Annotated in this window: 22 protein-coding genes and 1 tRNA gene; 5 read left to right on the forward strand and 18 right to left on the reverse strand. The window is 50.2% G+C overall.

Going from position 1 to position 17,494, the window contains the following annotated elements; translation table 11 throughout:
* Positions 1 to 7: 7 nt before the first annotated feature.
* From BZG74_RS04530 to BZG74_RS04575, 10 genes are all read right to left on the reverse strand, one after another.
* A complete protein-coding gene (locus BZG74_RS04530; protein ID WP_392397583.1) occupies positions 8 to 1,063 on the reverse strand; it encodes a flagellar basal body P-ring protein FlgI in 1,056 nt (351 codons plus the stop codon).
* A 58-nt stretch (positions 1,064 to 1,121) separates the two neighbouring features.
* The gene (locus BZG74_RS04535) at positions 1,122 to 1,916 is read right to left on the reverse strand and encodes a flagellar basal body L-ring protein FlgH (protein WP_101494655.1); all 795 of its coding nucleotides are present in this window, start codon (positions 1,914 to 1,916) and stop codon (positions 1,122 to 1,124) included.
* 20 nt (positions 1,917 to 1,936) lie between these two features.
* Positions 1,937 to 2,725: a flagellar basal-body rod protein FlgG gene (gene flgG / locus BZG74_RS04540; RefSeq protein WP_046074963.1), complete on the reverse strand. Its 789-nt coding sequence runs from the start codon at positions 2,723 to 2,725 to the stop codon at positions 1,937 to 1,939.
* A gap of 22 nt (positions 2,726 to 2,747) precedes the next feature.
* The gene (gene flgF / locus BZG74_RS04545; RefSeq protein WP_077771533.1) at positions 2,748 to 3,497 is read right to left on the reverse strand and encodes a flagellar basal-body rod protein FlgF; all 750 of its coding nucleotides are present in this window, start codon (positions 3,495 to 3,497) and stop codon (positions 2,748 to 2,750) included.
* Between the two features lie 171 nt (positions 3,498 to 3,668).
* On the reverse strand, positions 3,669 to 4,982 hold the full coding sequence (flgE, locus tag BZG74_RS04550; RefSeq protein ID WP_077771534.1) for a flagellar hook protein FlgE: 1,314 nt from the start codon (positions 4,980 to 4,982) through the stop codon (positions 3,669 to 3,671).
* Between the two features lie 24 nt (positions 4,983 to 5,006).
* Positions 5,007 to 5,750, reverse strand: coding sequence for a flagellar hook assembly protein FlgD (gene flgD, locus BZG74_RS04555; protein ID WP_046074966.1), 744 nt, complete (start codon positions 5,748 to 5,750; stop codon positions 5,007 to 5,009).
* Positions 5,751 to 5,764: 14 nt separating this feature from the next.
* Positions 5,765 to 6,178: a flagellar basal body rod protein FlgC gene (gene flgC / locus BZG74_RS04560; protein ID WP_046074967.1), complete on the reverse strand. Its 414-nt coding sequence runs from the start codon at positions 6,176 to 6,178 to the stop codon at positions 5,765 to 5,767.
* Between the two features lie 3 nt (positions 6,179 to 6,181).
* Positions 6,182 to 6,577, reverse strand: coding sequence for a flagellar basal body rod protein FlgB (flgB, locus tag BZG74_RS04565; RefSeq protein ID WP_046074968.1), 396 nt, complete (start codon positions 6,575 to 6,577; stop codon positions 6,182 to 6,184).
* A 186-nt stretch (positions 6,578 to 6,763) separates the two neighbouring features.
* On the reverse strand, positions 6,764 to 7,591 hold the full coding sequence (locus tag BZG74_RS04570; protein WP_077771535.1) for a protein-glutamate O-methyltransferase: 828 nt from the start codon (positions 7,589 to 7,591) through the stop codon (positions 6,764 to 6,766).
* 26 nt (positions 7,592 to 7,617) lie between these two features.
* Positions 7,618 to 8,541: a chemotaxis protein CheV gene (locus BZG74_RS04575; RefSeq protein ID WP_077771536.1), complete on the reverse strand. Its 924-nt coding sequence runs from the start codon at positions 8,539 to 8,541 to the stop codon at positions 7,618 to 7,620.
* A 127-nt stretch (positions 8,542 to 8,668) separates the two neighbouring features.
* Here BZG74_RS04575 and flgA point away from each other — a divergent pair, with 127 nt between their 5' ends.
* From flgA to BZG74_RS04590, 3 genes are all read left to right on the forward strand, one after another.
* The gene (gene flgA / locus BZG74_RS04580) at positions 8,669 to 9,361 is read left to right on the forward strand and encodes a flagellar basal body P-ring formation chaperone FlgA (protein ID WP_077771537.1); all 693 of its coding nucleotides are present in this window, start codon (positions 8,669 to 8,671) and stop codon (positions 9,359 to 9,361) included.
* Positions 9,362 to 9,450: 89 nt separating this feature from the next.
* Entirely contained in the window at positions 9,451 to 9,774 is a 324-nt protein-coding gene (flgM, locus tag BZG74_RS04585; protein WP_077771538.1) for a flagellar biosynthesis anti-sigma factor FlgM, read from the forward strand.
* 16 nt (positions 9,775 to 9,790) lie between these two features.
* Entirely contained in the window at positions 9,791 to 10,225 is a 435-nt protein-coding gene (locus BZG74_RS04590) for a flagella synthesis protein FlgN (protein WP_077771539.1), read from the forward strand.
* Positions 10,226 to 10,531: 306 nt separating this feature from the next.
* Here the strand turns inward: BZG74_RS04590 and BZG74_RS04595 are convergent, their stop codons facing one another.
* Together BZG74_RS04595 and BZG74_RS04600 are read right to left on the reverse strand one after the other, a co-directional pair.
* On the reverse strand, positions 10,532 to 10,966 hold the full coding sequence (locus BZG74_RS04595; protein WP_077771540.1) for an LPP20 family lipoprotein: 435 nt from the start codon (positions 10,964 to 10,966) through the stop codon (positions 10,532 to 10,534).
* 24 nt (positions 10,967 to 10,990) lie between these two features.
* Entirely contained in the window at positions 10,991 to 11,626 is a 636-nt protein-coding gene (locus BZG74_RS04600) for a FlgO family outer membrane protein (RefSeq protein WP_069363221.1), read from the reverse strand.
* Between the two features lie 210 nt (positions 11,627 to 11,836).
* On the opposite strand from BZG74_RS04600, the gene BZG74_RS04605 reads away from it, so the two are divergent.
* Both BZG74_RS04605 and BZG74_RS04610 read left to right on the forward strand, forming a co-directional pair.
* Positions 11,837 to 12,970, forward strand: a complete 1,134-nt coding sequence (locus BZG74_RS04605; protein WP_077771541.1) for a flagella assembly protein FlgT — start codon at positions 11,837 to 11,839, stop codon at positions 12,968 to 12,970.
* Between the two features lie 50 nt (positions 12,971 to 13,020).
* A tRNA-Arg gene (locus BZG74_RS04610) sits at positions 13,021 to 13,096 on the forward strand.
* A gap of 16 nt (positions 13,097 to 13,112) precedes the next feature.
* Here the strand turns inward: BZG74_RS04610 and pgpA are convergent.
* The 6 genes from pgpA to BZG74_RS04640 form a co-directional block, all read right to left on the reverse strand.
* Positions 13,113 to 13,613, reverse strand: coding sequence for a phosphatidylglycerophosphatase A (gene pgpA / locus BZG74_RS04615; protein ID WP_077771542.1), 501 nt, complete (start codon positions 13,611 to 13,613; stop codon positions 13,113 to 13,115).
* Positions 13,600 to 14,589: a thiamine-phosphate kinase gene (thiL, locus tag BZG74_RS04620; RefSeq protein WP_077771543.1), complete on the reverse strand. Its 990-nt coding sequence runs from the start codon at positions 14,587 to 14,589 to the stop codon at positions 13,600 to 13,602. The genes pgpA and thiL overlap by 14 nt, the downstream gene beginning before the upstream one ends.
* A gap of 63 nt (positions 14,590 to 14,652) precedes the next feature.
* Positions 14,653 to 15,117, reverse strand: coding sequence for a transcription antitermination factor NusB (nusB, locus tag BZG74_RS04625; protein ID WP_069363225.1), 465 nt, complete (start codon positions 15,115 to 15,117; stop codon positions 14,653 to 14,655).
* The gene (gene ribH, locus BZG74_RS04630; protein WP_046074980.1) at positions 15,118 to 15,588 is read right to left on the reverse strand and encodes a 6,7-dimethyl-8-ribityllumazine synthase; all 471 of its coding nucleotides are present in this window, start codon (positions 15,586 to 15,588) and stop codon (positions 15,118 to 15,120) included.
* Positions 15,589 to 15,709: 121 nt separating this feature from the next.
* The gene (gene ribBA, locus BZG74_RS04635) at positions 15,710 to 16,819 is read right to left on the reverse strand and encodes a bifunctional 3,4-dihydroxy-2-butanone-4-phosphate synthase/GTP cyclohydrolase II (RefSeq protein ID WP_077771544.1); all 1,110 of its coding nucleotides are present in this window, start codon (positions 16,817 to 16,819) and stop codon (positions 15,710 to 15,712) included.
* 10 nt (positions 16,820 to 16,829) lie between these two features.
* Positions 16,830 to 17,492: a riboflavin synthase gene (locus BZG74_RS04640; RefSeq protein WP_077771545.1), complete on the reverse strand. Its 663-nt coding sequence runs from the start codon at positions 17,490 to 17,492 to the stop codon at positions 16,830 to 16,832.
* Between the last annotated feature and the right edge of the window lie 2 nt (positions 17,493 to 17,494).

Consider the following 17,494-nt stretch of genomic DNA (forward strand, 5'->3'; position numbering starts at 1 on the left):
CGTTGCCCTATATCACTATCAATTGACCATCGATGGCCCCGGCTTGTTTCAGCGCTTGCAGAATCGCCATGAGATCCGAGGGTGCAGCACCAACGCCATTCACGGCGCGTACTAAGTCGTCTAATGTCACGCCAGGTTTAAAGTGGAACATCCGCCCTTGCTCTTCCTCAACATTGATCTCGGTATCAGGCGTGACCACAGCTTCACCGCCACCTAATGGATTAGGATGATCAACATTGAAGTCTTCTTGAATGGAAACCGTCATCCCCCCATGGGTGATCGCCGCAGGACGAAGACGAACATTTTGCCCGACCACAATCGTGCCAGTGCGCGAATTAACGATTATTTTCGCTGCCGCATCACCCGGCTGAAACTCAATATTTTCAACCGTTGATAAGAAAGCCACACGCTGGCTAACATCACGCGGCGCTCTGACTCTCACTGAGGTCGCATCCATAGCTGATGCGGTTGACGGACCAAGAAAGCGATTAACCGCATCCGCCATACGCTGTGCGGTAGTAAAGTCGGATTGGAATAAGTTGAAAGTCAGGTAATCACCACGACCAAAAGGATTAGGGACTTCCCGCTCAACGGACGCGCCATTAGTGATCCGTCCAACGGTTGGGGTGTTGCCCACCAACTGAGAGCCATCAGCACCGGTGGCGCTAAAGCCGCCCACAATCAAGTTCCCTTGTGCGGTGGCATAGACATTACCATCCAAGCCTTTGAGAAAAGTTTGTAGCAAGGTGCCACCACGTAAGCTCTCTGCCGAACCAATCGACGACACGGTAACGTCAAGTTTTTGACCTTGTTTGGCAAACGCGGGCAAGTCAGCGGTGACGGCAACGGCGGCAATGTTAGCTGATTGAGGATTGATATCTGGCGGCAATTGGATGCCAAAGTTTTCCAGCATCGATTTAAAGCTTTGATCGGTAAAGGGCGTGCTTTCACCTGTACCGGGTAACCCCACCACCAAGCCATAGCCGGTTAGGGTGTTACTGCGTACCCCAGCGACCTCCGCCACATCTTTGATGCGCGCGGCAAGGCTTGGCATCGCCACCATCAGCAAGACTATCGATAACAACCACTTTTTCACGTCAACTCTCCGACACATTGTAGGGCTACAAAGTGACATTAAAGAATCGTGCCAACCAGCCTTGCTCTTGGGTATCTTGTCGCTCCCCGGTGCCTGAATACTGAATTCTAGCGTTGGAAATACGGGTCGAAGCTATGGTGTTGTCAGGGCCAATATCGGCCGGACGAATGGTACCGCTGAGGCGGATATATTCATCCCCTGAATTCAAGGTAAGCCACTTTTCACCGCGTACCATCAAATTCCCATTTGCGAGTACATCCACCACCTGCACAGAGATAGAGCCTTGGAGACTGTTGCTCTGATCCGCCGAGGTGGAGCCGGTTACTGAGTTATCGTTACTGACCTCGTACGACAGTGTTCGCTCACCAATGGTGATCTCCTCACCGCCGAGCGACAAGGGATCCATACTGAGATCATTGGATTTAGCCAAGTCAGAACTGGCACTTTTTTGCGCTTGGGTGTTTTCTTCCAGCATCACGGTCACAATGTCACCCAGACCACGTGGTTTTGAGCCATCGTACAGGTCGCGCTGGTCATTCACGTTGAATAAGGAGCCTGTCGCCGTGGCGTAATGCTCAGGCGCTTGTTGGGGCCGGATCGGTGACCACGCTGGGTCATCCGCTTTGGGGTCTTCACGTTGACGCAATAAGCCAATCAAGCCTTCGCTGTCCGGTGTGGTGTCCCCTTCGACCGCGTCGGTGGTCGAGGTCGCTTGGTCAAGATCACTGCCTGTGTCTTGTTGCCCCGGCAATGAACAGCCACCTAGCCCCAACAAAGTGGCAAGGAAAAGGCCTGGGATTAATATACGTTGCACCGTCATCATTGCCTCCTTAACCCTTATTACAGCTGCTGATTGACGTAGCTGAGCATCTGGTCGACCGACGAGATCACTTTGGAGTTCATTTCATACACACGCTGAGCCTCAATCATATTCACCAGCTCTTCGGTAACATTGACGTTAGAGGTTTCCAGCATCGATTGCTTCACTTCACCGAAACCATCAAGTCCAGGTACCCCTTCTTGAGGATCACCACTCGCGCCAGTGGGTAGGTAAATATTCTGGCCGATAGGCTCCAACCCACCTGGGTTAATAAAATCAACCGTGGTAATTTGGCCGAGTACTTGGTTCTCTTGCTGACCACGTAATCGCACAGACACTTCACCATCCGTTCCGACCGTAATTTGTACCGCGTCTTCAGGAACAGTAATTTCTGGCTCTAGCGTATAGCCCGCCCCTGATGTCACTATCGTGCCTTCGTCATTCAGGGTAAATTGGCCGTTACGCTGATAGCCAATGTTGCCATCAGGCAGCAATACTTGGAAAAAGCCATCCCCTTCAATCATCATATCAAGGGCATTGTCTGTGGTTTGCACATTACCATTGGTGTGCACGCGCTGAGTGGCCACCACTTTTGAACCAGCACCGAGCATCAACCCACTTGGCAACTCAGTGTTCTGTGAGGATTGCCCACCCGGTTGGTTGATGTTCTGGTAGAAGAGATCTTCAAACACCGCGCGTGATTTTTTAAACCCGACCGTAGATGCGTTGGCTAGGTTATTCGAAATCGTCGAGATATTGGTCTGCTGCGCATCAAGTCCGGTTTTACTGACCCATAATGCTGGATGCATAATTACTTCCTCTTAATAAACCTTAGCCAAGCCGTAATAACGATGAAGACGACTCGTCCATTTTTTCCGCGGTTTTCATTAACTTCACTTGCATTTCAAAATGACGTTGCAAGTCGATTAACCCAGTCATCTCACCCACAGCGTTGACATTACTGCCTTCTAAGGCGCCCGTTTGCAAGGTCACACCGGCATCGGCCGGAAACACAGTGCCGGGCTCTTTGGGTTTGAACACGCCGTCTTTGTCTTTAAAGAGATCTTGATTATCTGGGCGAACCAGTTTGATTCTATCCACCACTTCCATCGCATCAGCTGGCGCACCTTGGGGGAGTACCGAGACACCGCCGTCTTTGCCCACTTCAATTTTGGCTGCAGGGAGGGGAATAAATATCGGGCCCCCACTCTCTCCGAGAATGAGATTACCATTACTGTTTTGGAGTAAACCGGTTTGATCTACTTTGAGATGGCCCGCACGGGTGTAGCCTTCTTGCCCTTGGCTGTCTAGCACTGACATCCAGCCTTCACCTTGCACCGCCACGTCTAAGTTTCGGCCAGTGGTGATCGTCGAGCCTTGCTCAAAGCTATATCCAGGTCGCTCAGTCATGTTAAACACACGGCTGGGTAGTCCTTCACCATAGGCCTGCATGGAGCGAGATTGCTCCAAATCTGCTCGAAAGCCTGTGGTGCTGACATTGGCCAGGTTATTGGCGCGCAGTTGCATAGCTTGCATATCTTGCTTTGCGCCACTCATGGCTAGGTATAACGAGCGATCCATAATTGGTTGCCTCCACAATCGTTCTATCTAGAACAAAGCAAAGAGCGTGCCAGTAATTTTGATCCCTTATTATCAGAGTGTTATGTGGAATTATAACGTTGAAAAGGAATAACAATGAGGAGGAATGGAAAAGCCTTGCCGCCCTAAGAGTCGGCGGCAAGGCTTGGATCACTAACGGATTTGTAGGATATTTTGTTGCATCTGGTTGCTCACTTCCAAGGCACGTGAGTTCGCTTGGAAGTTTCGCTGCGCGGTGATCAAATCAACCAACTCTTGGGTCATATCGATATTGGACTGCTCGATCGTCCCGCTTTTTACCTGACCAAAGGCGCCTTGCATCGCTTCACCAAAAACGGGGTCACCCGAATCTTGAGTCACATCCCATTGGGTATTGCCTACTTGGGCTAAGCCTTGCTGGTTGGCGACGCGCACCATCGCAACCCGCCCCAACGCGACATTTTCACCGTTACTGTAGGTCGCCATAATGGTGCCTTTAGGATCAATATCGACCTTGGTGAGATACCCCGTGGTTGCGCCATCATCGGTGAATTTTCGCATCTCAAACGGTGCCGCATACTGGGTCGGATTATCGAAGTTGAGCGTAAGCTGCTGATCACCATTCGCGCCGTTCATTTCCAATCCCGCCCCTGCAGGCCCTAGGGTATCGGTCACGATCGGATTACCACCATTGACATTGTTCACTGAGCCATCAGAGTTAAAGTCGATGGTGTGGCCAACCTGTCCAGCGGCATTGGTAGCATTACCGCCTTGAATATTAACCGGTTTCTCACCTTCAGGGTCGGTCATGGTGTAGTACACCGACCAACTGTTCGGGTTCGCCGGATCGTTGCCTTTTACATAATAGGTCGACAATTTGTACGGCTGCCCAAGCGAGTCATAGACCGTGGCAGAGGTTTGCTTGTTATAGGTTTCTGGGTCTTCAAAGTTAAACTGCGCTGGGTCTTTTTCTTCCCCGCCGGCAGGCAAGTTCAAGCCGATATCAACATTTTGTGACGCACGAGGCTGGCCAAACTGATCCGGGACATTGAGCGACTGCGGCTCATAAGACGAAACCTGCTGAGTATCAGGGTCGACATTATAACCGAGCAGATACTGGCCTTCAGAGTTGATAATGTCGTTGTTTTTATCAAGGTGGAAGGCACCGTTGCGCGTTAAGTGGTAATCGTTGTTTTGCAGCTTGTCATTTGAGACGCCGAAAAAGCCATTACCGCTAATCCGCAAATCAAGCGGGTTGTTGGTGTAGATACTCGAGCCTTCGTGGAACTGCTGTGCCACGGTCGACGTTTGCACACCGGTCCCGTTTGTGGTCTTCGAATTTGAGAAGATGGAGGTTGAGTAGACATCACCAAACTCAGCACGTGACTCCTTAAAGCCATACGTATTGGCATTCGAGATGTTGTTACTGGTGGTGTTCATGTCTTTCTGGGCCGCACCAAGGCCACTTAACGCAATATTAAAACCCATTGCTTTTCACTCCTAATAAATCGGTTAGCCTTTCGTCACATTTCCGACGTCGGCATTACCGACCTCTAGCACTTCAGCAAGCTTAAACGGTGAGGAGAAGCCGGCAAGATTTAGCATCACGTTGCCATCGCCATTCCCCAGCAAGACACTATTGACATTGGCATAGGTCGACACATCAAACTCTTGAGTTTGGCCATCAACCAAGCCGCTAACTTTGAGCTTATAGGTCCCTTCCGGCATAGGATTGCCGTTATCGTCGAGCCCATCCCATTCCACACGGTGATCGCCCGGCGGTTTGGCACCCATACTGAACGTTCTTAATAGCTGTCCTTGTTCGTTTTCAACTCGGACACTGACGTTATCGAGCGCACGCGGCAACTTCACCATACCAGCCACACCGCCAGTCTCTCCTTTCACACCTGTCGATCCAGGCACAAGGACATCACGTCCGACCAAGGATGACGCTTGCAGTGCTTGGTTGGAAGTAATCGACTCGTTGAACGTATCAAATTGATTGTTCATTTTGCCGATGCCTTCTACCGTCGCAAAAGACGCCATCTGCGAGATCATCTTGTCATTATCGACAGGTTTAAACGGATCCTGTTGTGACAGCTGTTTGGTGAGCAGAGAAAGAAAGTCTTCTTGCTTGAGGGCCTGCTTGCCTGTTGTACTATCTTGGCTCTCTTGCAGTTTTTTCTCTTGCTGCGCCTTTAGCTGGTCAATGTAGGACAGTCCGTTACTCGAACCTGTACCGTCGATTCCGGCCATCTTCGCCTCCTACATTACTGCCCCATCTGAAGCGTACGCATCAGCATTTGTTTACTGGCATCGGCAACCTGCACGTTGGTCTGATAGGCCCGCGATGCCGAAATCATGTTCGCCATTTCTTCCATGACATTTACGTTTGGTTTGAAGATATACCCTTCTTCATTCGACATCGGATGATCAGGGTTATATTCCGCCCGTAATGGCTTTTGGCTTTCCACAATACCGTCAATGTTGACTGGCACACTTTCCCCTTGCTGTTTGAAGCGGTTAAGCTCCGCAGAGAAAATCGGATGCCGAGCTCGATAAGTTTCTTCCGCAGAACTGCTCACCGAATTGGCATTGGCCAGGTTGCTTGATGTGGTGTTCAATCGTACTGACTCGGCGCTCATCGCCGATCCCGACACGTTAAAAATATTAAACAAACTCATCGATTATTTCCCATTCAATGCCTTCTTCATGTTCTTGAACTTAGAGCCAAGAAAGTCCAGTGAGGCTTGGTATTCCAGTGCGTTCTGCATGAACAAATTCTTTTCTAATTGCGCATCAACCGTGTTGCCATCGCCAGTGTCTGGCTGCGTGGGGATACGGTATTTCTTTTCCCCCATCACCTGGCTAGAGGCAGCAATGTGCCGCTCATTGGTGCGGCTTAGGCCAATACTTGCCTCGGATGTTGCCGCTTTTAAGGCGCGTTGAAAGTCGATGTCTTGCGCCTTGTAACCTGGCGTGTTGGCATTCGCAATGTTGCTAGACAGGGTTTCTGCCCGCTTGCCTCTAACGCCAACTGTGTGCTGGTGCACACCAAGTGCATTGTCAAATGTGATCGCCATGGACAACCTCCGAGTTCTTACTGCATGTAATAAAGCAAACAGGGTGCCAAGTTTTCAACAAGGCCTTGTTTTTGTCTTGAGCTCAGGTAGGACGCGGGGTGAGAGACAGGAATATCTATCGATAAAAAGTGAGAGAGCGGCAGAGAGATGTAAAAAGCGGCAAACAATGTGCCGCTTTGCCGCTTACTATTTGAGCTTGTAAATGATGCCGGGGTTACAGCGGATCATCTCAAACTTGTCGGTTAACCCCGTGAGTGACTCCGACGCGCCCAAGATCAAGTAACCGCCGGGGTTTAGTGCCCCCGCCATTTGATTCAATACTTTGGCTTTCATATCAGGGGAAAAATAGATCAGCACATTACGACAGAATATAATGTCAAACTTGCCTAACAGGCTATAGCTTTCCATTAAGTTTTGCGGGCGGAACGTCACCATGCGCTTGATGTTTTCTTTCACCCGCATTTTGCCGTCTCCCACATCTTCGAAGAAGGTACGTCGACGTTCCGGTGACAGCCCGCGTCCCAGTGCCAAGTTGTCGTATATCCCCTGGCGACACGCCTCCAGCATGGATGTCGATATATCGGTCGCGGTGATACTCACACTTCCAAGCATGCCAGGTTTGCGCTGCTGGGTTTCCGCCACCGTCATGGCAATGGAGTAAGGCTCCTGTCCTGAAGAGCTTGCTGAGGACCAGATTTTTATCGGCTTACGAGATTTGGCTAGCTCGGGTAAAAAACGATGTGCCAACACTTCATACGGATAGGTATCGCGAAACCACAGGGTTTCGTTAGTGGTCATCGCATCAATTGCCGCAACCGCGAGTTCACGATTACGCCCCGTAATCACCGACTTTATCAATTCTGACAGCGACCCCACGCCAAATTTATTCACCAGCGGGCTCAAGCGGCTGCGTACCAGGTACTGCTTGCTATCTCCCAGTACGATCCCACACTTGGCTTCGAGATGTTTGCAAAAGTCTCGATATTCTTGGTCACTGATTGCTACATTTGTCATTAATTAACTCAATCGCTCTGGTTGGGTTACGACTTAACCGCCTCGAGTACGGCAGAGCCCAGTTCATCTGGATCGAACTTCGCAATAAACGAGTTAGCCCCTACACGCTGAACCATGGCCTCGTTGAATACCCCACTCAATGATGAGTGCAATACTACATGAAGATCCTTGAGACTCGAATCTTTTCTAATCTCTGTTGTGAGGGTATACCCATCCATTTCAGGCATTTCGATATCAGAAATCACCAAGGCAAGCTGACTGTAGATATTTCCCTCGGCGGCCATTTCTTTCAGTTTTTCTAGTGCTTCTTTGCCATCTTGAACCAAGATAACGTCGTAGCCGACGCTTTCAACCGCGCGCTTCACCTGCCGGCGTGCAACGCTGGAATCATCGGCCACTAGCACTTGACTCGGAGCACTTTCTTCCCGTTCTTCACGTTTCGAAAGCACTTCCTCACTCACATCTTCGTTCACAGGTGCGATTTCATTGAGAATTTTTTCAACATCGAGCACTTCCACCAACTCGTCATCAATTTCAGTGACCGCCGTGAGGTAGTGAGATCGCCCTGTCCCTTGAGGAGGGGGAAGAATTTTTTCCCAGTTCATATTAACGATACGCTCGACCGAGCCCACTAAAAAGCCCTGCATCGAACGGTTGAATTCTGCAATGATCACAAAACGATTTTCTGGATCGGGAATTGCTGGCCCGCCTGTTGCTAGGCTCATGTCAATGACAGAGACAGTTTGACCGCGGATGTGTGCCACCCCTTTCACCAAAGGATGCAAGTTTGCCATTGCGGTGAGTCGTGGGCACTGCAGCACTTCTTTGACTTTAAACACATTAATGCCAAAGCGCTGTTTTCTCATCAGGCGGAAAGTCAACAGCTCTAACCGGTTTTGTCCCACCAACTGTGTACGCTGGTTGACCGAATCAAGAACACCACCTGTCATAAGATAAACTCCATATTGCCCCGTTTTTTTAGTAGAGTAGCATGGTAATCATAGTGGGTAATCACATGACTCTCGAGAAAGAAGGGAAAAAAATTTTCTTAACATCCACTACTGATGGATTGGAACTATGTCCAAGATATTGCGTTTATTTATCGTCATTTTGCTCACAAGCTTTAGCGTAAGTATAGCCGCTGCCACTGTAAGTCAAATTGAAGCGGTGCAAGAAGCCGCGGAAGCGCATGTTGCCAGTATTATTTCGCTGCCTGAAAATGGCGAACTCAACATCGCAGCGGGGAACCTTGATTCGCGCATGCGCCTAACCGATTGCCCCGTGCCACTCGACACCAAAGTGCCAGGCCGTCAACAGATTAATACCTCCGTCACCGTGATGGTGTCTTGTGATCGAGACAACTGGCAAGTGTATATTCCGGTTAAAATCGAGTTGATGACTCCCTCGGTCGTGGCAAAACGACCGCTCAATCGTGGCATGACTATTGCTTCAAATGATCTAGCCGTTCAGATGGTAAATAGTCGGTTTCAACGCGGGCACACCTATACGCAACCCGCGCGTTTAATTGGCTCTAAAGTCAAACGAACCGTGGGAATAGGTGAACCGATCAGCAGTAACGATGTCTGCGCCGTGTGTCGAAATGATGACGTTTTGATCACTGCGCAAGGAAACGGACTGAACATTGTTGCAAAAGGTACGGCATTAAGTGATGGCGCTCTAGGTGAGCAAATAAAAGTAAAGAACGATAAATCTAACCGGATTGTCGATGCTACAATCTCAGCGGTCGGCGAAGTAACGGTTAATTTCTAACTTTTTACGCCACAATGCTAAAGTAACAGCAAGGTGTGCCGATATGCTGAGCGACGGACTCAAAAAGCGACTGACAGTAAGGCGATGTTATGGCGAGTATTGACCAACTACGTGGTAATCAGCAAACCCTGACCACAACTCGTAATACGAGTAACCAGACCAAAACACAAGAAACGCAAAGCGGCTCAGTTCGTGAACAGCAAGGGGTAAAACCCCAAGACGACGCTGTTTCGCTCAGCCAACAAAGCCAAGTGATCGATAAAATGAATCAGAAAATGGCATCTGAGCCCTACTTTGATAGCGCCAAAGTTGATCAAATCAAGCAAGCGATATCAAACGGCTCATACAAAGTGGATCCTGATAAGCTCGCCGCAAACATGATGCGTTTCGAGAACGATCTCAACGATAGCTAAGCTGATTGGAGTGGTTATGACCCCTACTGCGCCTTTAACAACCTTGGTTGAACAGCAACTCGAGCGAGTCCAAGCGCTACAAAGCGTGCTCGAGCAAGAAGCCGGTGTCATTGCCAGCCGCTCCTCCGAAGATATCGAAGCAATAGCCAAGCAAAAACAGTCGCTTATCAACGAAATTCAACGTAATGATGCGCAAATTAGCCGTCACCCAGAGCGCGATTTACTCAACCATGATGAGACGTTAAGTGAGCACGTTAGTGCCATTCAATCCACCCTCTCTGCCTGCAAACAGCAAAATGAAACCAATGGCATCGCGCTACAGCGCGCCAGTTTGAGTATTCATCGCCTGCGCAACCTTTTCCAAGAAAGCGGTGGTAAGTCAGAACTGACCTACAACCAAGACGGTAATGCGTCGGGGAGAAAAACTCTAGGCACTAACGTTAAAGCATAACGTCCTCCTTCTTCCTCACGCCCAACGACCAGCACACAGCCAGCCACACTACACCGTCCACCTATTTGCCTCGCTTTCCTTGTTTGTCTCATCGCTGCACGACCGTCTACCTGTCTTTTGCCAACTCTGGTTTGTTCCCTACGAGAGCGTGATACGCTATCCCGCCACTCTGGTGCCAAGCACAAAAAAAGCGAGCATAACGCTCGCTCTCCGCCTAAAAGCATAGGCCGTTTTTATACTCTACCCACGCGTGCCAACATGTTGGCGTCATCCATCGCCTTTAACCAAAGAGACACGCTATCGTGGCTAGAAAATAATATTATTGTTATTCGGCACAGGCTGCGATTCGCCATAGCGTTTCATTTTCTGCATGGTATCAAGATCCAGCTCGAGCTCAGTGACGTAGCTGTCACCTACTTTATAACTGGCCACCACTTCTGCACCGCGGATAATACCATCCACCGCACCTTGAGTGGTGTCACGGCCTAAGCTTTGATCGTCCACACGCGAGCGACTACTTACCCGTAATCCATATACCTGCTCACTCAACTCTTTATACGCGTCGACCTTTGAGGCACGCATAGCACGGGTTTCTTTTTCTTCTTGGGTTGCGCCTTGTTGCGCACTGATCGATGCCATTCCCACCGCAGAAATGATATTTTCTTCTTTCATCTTGGTTAATGGCTGACAGGCTGACAGCATCAGCAAGATTGCGATGACAAATCCGTGTTTCGTAAACATTTATCTACCTTACTCTTTCCTATACTAAGGTTTTAGCACCACTGTCTCACGCTTCACGCGGTTTTGATCATCTCGAATAATCACGCCATCGCGTTTGCGAACCTTGTATAAACTATCAATATCACGCCCAATACGATCGGCCGGCAAGAAGCCTTGCGCCGAGGCAACCACCACGCGAGATTCCATACCGATTACCCGGGCATTGACCAATACCCCGCCGCCTTGACGCAACATAGTTCCCGTCAATACATAATCGATTTGTTGTTCAGGGTTCAGCTCTTTCCAGTCTCGGCTAATGGTAAAATCTCCGTCTTCCGTGACCCGAATCGCGCCCGTCGATTTAAAGTCAATCACCGTAAAGCCGCGGCGCTGCATTTGGTAAATCAGCCCCTCGGTCACGGTATTACCTAACCAGTTGGTCTCATCCATTTTTTGCAAATCAACAAACGAGGTAACCGCCAAGGGCGTTCGCGCTGTCAAATACGCATTGGTGGCTAACAGCTCATCGGCCATGCTATTTAGAAAATAATCAAGGGTGTGACGTGGCCGCTGCTTAAGGAAAAACTCACTGCCCGAATACGGCTCTTTGCCGTTATAAATTGGCGTGTAAGCACAGCCTGTTACCCATAGCGCTACTATCGCCACTATCCACTTTTTCATCGTATCATGCTCCGCGCTCAGTCATCGATGTGAGACAAGTGTGTCATTAAGGGTATCGGTTGATTTCATTAAACCTTTACCTTTGATTGCTGGCTCTATTTAGGTACACAACTTGCATCAGCGTCTTTGCGTCATCTTTTTGGTAGGACTTAACCCTACGCACTAATAGATTGAAAGCAATTTCCATACCCACTAAGTGAGATTTTGACTATGAAAACCCTTTTGGCGCGGTTAACGCTCATTGTCAGCCTGAGTGTCGCTCCTTGGACACACGCGGCGTGGTATGAAGTATCGGCCAGTTCCCCCATACTCGAAAGCCAGCAAGCCGCCCGTGTTCGGGCACTTGAAGCCGCGACCTTTGATGCCATGCGCTTCGCCGGTGCCGATGTAGGCAGCTTGCAGCAACTCAAGCGTTTTTACTCGCAAGTCAAACCTGGTTATCAGTTTAGCGGCAATGCGGTGCGCGAGGTACAAGTGTTAGAAGAAGGCACGCAAGGCGGCAATTATGTTGTCAATCTGCGCTTAGATATCTATCCATCGGCAAACGCTTGCCACAAAACCCAGTATAAAAAAGGCATGGTGTTAACACGTTTTCCCATCGTGTCACCACAGCAAGCCGCGTTGGGCGGGATTTATCAGTTTGGTGATGACTTTTCAGTGCTGTTAAACCGCGAAATAAAACAGCACGCACAGAGCTTTGTTGGGCGTGGAATTGCCAATGTTGACGTCTCACCCAATGCGCCCCGCTCGGTGGCCATGTTAGCGGAAGACAAAGACGCGCAATTTGTGATTACAGGCGCAATCACTGACTTGTCTGCCACAACCGACGCCAGTGGCTTTGGTGAGGCAAAAAATAACCGCCAATTGGCCGTCAATGTTCAGGCAATGGACAGTGAGAGTGGTGAAGTCATATTTCAACGCCGCTATCGCGATGTCGCCCAATGGCCGTTTGAACGCCACAGCCAAGTTGACACGCAAACAGCGCGTTTTTGGCAATCTCCTTATGGGCAAATGGCACGCCGCATGAGCCGAAATATTCTGTTGGACTTGGAGTCATCGCTGTCTTGTCGCGCCAGCAAGCCAGAAATCGTCGCCCTCAAAGACAATATTGCACAAATCAATGTCGGACGTATCAATGGGGTTAAACAAGGCGATCAATTAAACCTTTGGCACATTGCCTCGTTCACCGATGATTTAGGTATCGTCCGTACTCAACGTCGAAAAAGCGGGATAACACTGACCGTTGCACGCGTTTATGAAAGCAGCGCTGAAGCCGTGGTTCAACCCAATAACCTCAGCGGTAGCATACAAATCGGCGACATAGTGACCAAAGGGGTAAATTAAATGAAAACAGGCGCTTAAATCGCGCCTGTTTTTACGTATAATGGCGACACGCTCTCATAGCTCAACAGGATAGAGCAGTCGCCTCCTAAGCGATCGATCGGGGTTCGAGTCCCTGTGGGAGCGCCATTATCTTTCTATATGGCTATAACCAGGTTAAGGCCTGTGTATAGGTTGCCAGCAGCCACAAGCTCAGCATTGCCATCACGCCAGCTAAAATGTCGTCCAACATGATCCCTAAGCCACCATGGATATGCTTATCCAACCAGCTGATCGGCCAGGGTTTCGCCATATCAAAGATGCGGAATAACACAAAACCGGCTAAAACGATTTGCCAATCGGTGCTGGGTACCAAGGCCATGGTTAGCCAGAATCCTACGAACTCGTCCCAAACGATCGCGCCATGATCATGCACTTGCATATCTTTAGACGCCCGCCCGCAAATAGCAATGCCGGCAAGGCCACCGACAATAATGGCCACCCACAGCCCAAGGGGGCCGCCATAATTGATAAACGCAAGATAAAACGGCACCGCAAATAAGGTACCGACCGTCCCGGGTACAATCGGTGACAAACCACTACCAAAGCCAAGCGCAAGCAGATGGTAAGGGTTGGTTAAAGACAAACGATGTTTAGGATCCGTCACAACTTGGCTCCTTAAAGTGATCCCACCCGGACAGCGTCCAGTCTAGAGGCTGATTGTCTGCGACAAGTTCAAGGCGATGGCTGCCGGTTATTTGTCCGATACATTGCACACTCACGCCACTGTGCTTGAGTGCTGTATCTAATGTGCCACGGTGTAGCTCAGGGACAGTAAAACATAGTTCATACTCCTCACCACTGGTCAGGGCAAGTTTTTGTGCCTGTTCGACACTGGTTTGATCGGCTAACAAGGCTTCAGAAAGTGGTAATTGCGCCACATCGACTTTTGCACCAACACCGCTGGCGGTGAGGATGTGGGTTAAGTCTGCATGTAGACCATCAGAAATATCAATCGCCGCTGACGCGATACCACGCAACGCCTGTCCAGCGGTTACTCGGGGCTGAGCGCGATAATGACGATTGATTAATGTGGTTGCGCGCGCCTTATCAACCACTGTTTTTCCGAGAATATAATCAAGCCCGGCTTGGCTCTCACCCAATGTGCCGGTCACAAAAATCCAGTCGCCCGGTTTCGCCCCCGCACGAGTCAGCGCCTGCCCTTTAGGCACATGGCCATGTAAGGTAATAGTGATGCTTTTGGGCCCACGTGTGGTATCACCGCCAATCAGCTGGACTTGAAAGTGCTCGGCAAGGGCCGCAAAGCCTTGGCAAAACCCTGCCACCCAAGCTTCATCGGGGTCAGGCAAGGTAAGCGCCAGTGAACACCACGCTGGTATTGCGCCCATTGCAGCTAGATCGCTTAAGTTAGAGGCTAACGCTTTATGCGCCACATCAGAGGCACTCGCAGTCGGAAGAAAATGTGTCCCCTCCACCAGCGTATCTGTGGTCACCACTAACTGACAGCCTTCAGGGATCTCGACCAATGCACAGTCATCACCAATGCCAAGAGCGACATCACGACGCTTGACCGGCTGACGAGCGAAGTAGTCGCGAATCAAATCAAATTCGTTGCGTGTCATAACACTATTTTTGTTGGATAGAACAATAAAAAGGCCAGCAGTGCTGGCCTAGTCGGGAAGGGATTAACGTAACCGAGGGTACGCTTTATCCAAGACGCCATTAACAAACTTATGGCTGTCTTCTGCGCCAAAGCGTTTGGCCAGTTCAACGGCCTCATTGATAACCACTTTGTAGGGGACATCGTCGCACTTAATCAGCTCATACATCGCAAGACGCAGTAAGGCATGCTCCATATCATCTAAGTCCTGCAAAGGACGTGACAAGTATGGGCGCATCTTACTATCAAGCTCTTGATGGCTAAGCGCAACACCGCTAAACAGATTACGAAAGTAAGCAACATCTGTTTCTGGTTCACGTAGAAGCGGCTCGGTTTTCTGATGCTCGTCTTCTTCTTCGTATTTATCTGCGGCGAGGAATGCTGCTTCAATATCAGCGACATTGCCTTGCGCCAGTTGCCATGAATAGATGGCTTGCAATGCAAATTGGCGTGCATTACGTCGTGCGGCTGGTTTCACTTTAACCCCCATTTAGGATTCAATTTGGGACAGAACATTCACCATCTCAAGCGCGCTCAGTGCAGCCTCTGCCCCTTTGTTACCAGCCTTGGTACCTGCGCGTTCGATCGCTTGCTCAATGGTGTCTACCGTCAGCACACCAAATGCAACTGGGGTTTCAAACTCCAGTGCAACTTGTGCCAACCCTTTATTACATTCTCCGGCGACATAGTCAAAATGCGGCGTACCACCACGGATCACCGATCCAAGTGCCACGATCGCGTCATAGCGACCACTCTTAGCGAGCTTTTGGGTCACCACAGGCAGCTCGTAGGCACCTGGGCAACGCACCACGGTGATATTATCGTCGTTGACTTGGCCTTGGCGCTTCAGTGCGTCAACCGCACCATCCAGCAAACTCTCGTTGATAAAGCTATTAAAGCGAGAGATAACAATAGCAACCTGCGCGTTGGGCGCGGCAAATGCCCCTTCGATTACGTTCATGAGCCTTCCTGTGACTTGCTTTCCGGAATGAGAAACCGCGCGATTCTACCACACTTTTATCCAATGGCACCATGTTCCGTACCAGTGGATAATGGGGCCTATCGCGCGTCGTTGTTATACGTTATTCGGTGACGTACTCCACCACGTTCAGGCCAAAGCCAGACAAAGCATGATAGCGCTTGGTGGATGAAGACAGTAGGCGCATTTGTTTAACGCCAAGATCCGCCAGAATCTGCGAGCCAATCCCCACTCGGCGAGAGGTCCCTTGCCACTTGGCTCCTGCCGGTTTCTCACCTTTATCTTGCGCTTCAAACGCTTTTACCTTGTTAATGATAGAGGCCGGTGACTCTTCTTTACCCAGGATCACCAACACCCCCCCTTCATCGCTAATCCTCTGCATCGCACGGCTCAGACTCCAACTGCGCTCAGCGGTGCGGTCAGACTGGAGTACATCGGTAAAGGTATCTTGCAGATGAACACGAACCAGGGTTGGATCAGCAGTGACTTCGCCTTTGCACATCGCATAATGGATTTGATCATCGATAGTGTCACGGTAGGTCACCAAATCAAATTCGCCAAACTCCGTCGGCAGTTTACAAGACGCCACCCGCTCGATGGTGGTCTCGTTGAGGTTACGGTATTCAATCAAATCGGCAATGGTGCCCAGCTTGATGCCGTGCTTGTCACAGAACACTTCCAAGTCAGGGCGACGTGCCATGGTGCCGTCTTCATTCAAGATCTCAACAATTACAGATGCCGGACTAAAGCCGCCTAAACGGGCCAAGTCACATCCCGCTTCGGTGTGCCCTGCGCGGGTGAGCACCCCTCCTTCTTGCGCCATCAAGGGGAACACGTGACCTGGCTGAACCAAATCAGCGGCCTTGGCATCTGCAGCAACCGCCGCTTGAACAGTCCGAGCACGGTCAGCCGCTGATATGCCAGTGGTCACCCCTTCAGCCGCTTCAATCGATACGGTGAAGGCGGTAGAGAACTGAGCGTTATTGTCGGACACCATCAAGGGTAGTCCAAGCTGCTGGCAGCGCTGTTGAGTCAGCGTCAAACAAATCAACCCTCGACCATGGGTGGCCATAAAATTGATCGCTTCTGGGGTTACTGCCTCTGCCGCGATGATCAAATCACCTTCATTCTCGCGATCTTCGTCATCCATCAACACCACCATTTTGCCTTGGCGGATATCGTCAATGATTTCTTGAGCGCTACTAATTGCCATCTTGGAGTCCTTATTTCAAAAAGCCGGAACGGGCCAATGTGTCTAGACTGACACCCGTTGATTGTGTCGGTTCAGCGGCCTTGTCACCGAGCATCAATCGCTCAAGGTAACGGGCAATGACATCGACTTCGATGTTTACCTTGCGCCCAGGCGCAAAGTGCTGAATAGTGGTTTGCTGAGCGGTGTGCGGCACGATGGTGAGTTTGATGTTGCTGCCATTCACCTCGTTCACCGTCAAACTGATACCATCCACCGTGATAGAGCCTTTCAATGCCACATACTTGGCGAGTTCAGACGGCAACGCAATCCAATACTCCCAGGCGCGACCCGTTTGACTGACTGATGTCACTTCCCCCAGACCATCAACATGGCCGGAAACCATATGGCCGCCAAAACGGGTGGTCGGTAGCATGGCCTTCTCAAGATTAACACGGTCACCGACAGACAGAGCGCCAAGCGATGAGCGGGCTAATGTTTCTGATGACACATCGGCGCTGTAGCCCGTCGCACTTAACGCCACCACAGTTAAACACACCCCATTAGTGGCGATACTGTCACCCAGTTTGACGTCGGCGAGATCAAGCTCGCCACTGTCGATGGTCAGCGTCACATCTTGCCCGCGGCGGGTAAGTGTTTGCACGCGTCCTATGGATTCGATTATTCCAGTAAACATCG

This window comes from Salinivibrio sharmensis (assembly GCF_001995985.1).
GTDB classification, from domain to species: Bacteria; Pseudomonadota; Gammaproteobacteria; order Enterobacterales; family Vibrionaceae; genus Salinivibrio; species Salinivibrio sharmensis.